The organism is Mycolicibacterium llatzerense (genome assembly GCF_025331195.1).
In the GTDB taxonomy this organism is placed as follows: Bacteria; Actinomycetota; Actinomycetes; order Mycobacteriales; family Mycobacteriaceae; genus Mycobacterium; species Mycobacterium llatzerense.
Map to the genome: position 1 here is coordinate 1 of NZ_LXOV01000009.1, position 376 is coordinate 376.

General features: G+C 72.1%; 1 protein-coding gene. It reads right to left on the bottom strand.

Features of this window, described 5'->3' with window-relative positions:
• Positions 1–376: DUF222 domain-containing protein (locus A7G45_RS14865; RefSeq protein ID WP_260938359.1), on the bottom strand; the 376-nt coding region annotated here is incomplete at both ends.

The window sequence follows — 376 nt, forward strand, 5'->3', positions numbered from 1 at the left end:
CAGGTCGGCCATGATCTGGCCATGGGTACGGCCCAGCCCGGCCGGCACCGACGTCCCCGGCAGCGTCGACGCCAATGTCGCGGCCGCCCCGTCGGACAAGGCCTGATGCACCGCCCGGCCCTCGTGCGCGGGCAGCAACACGCTCACTGTGGCCATGCCGTCGCGGGCGGGCCGGCACTTCACGTGCCGCGTCGCCGGTGCCTGCCGCGCCCGTTCGAGCACGGCCTGCTGATCGAGCCGATAGGCGATCCGCCTGGCTTCGGCCGCGATCTCGGCATCCCCCATACCGTCGACGGTGGCGGGGTCGGCGCACAATTCGGCGTCGAGCAGCTGGCGACGGAACACAGACAGGCACGCCGCTTCCTTGGTGATCAGC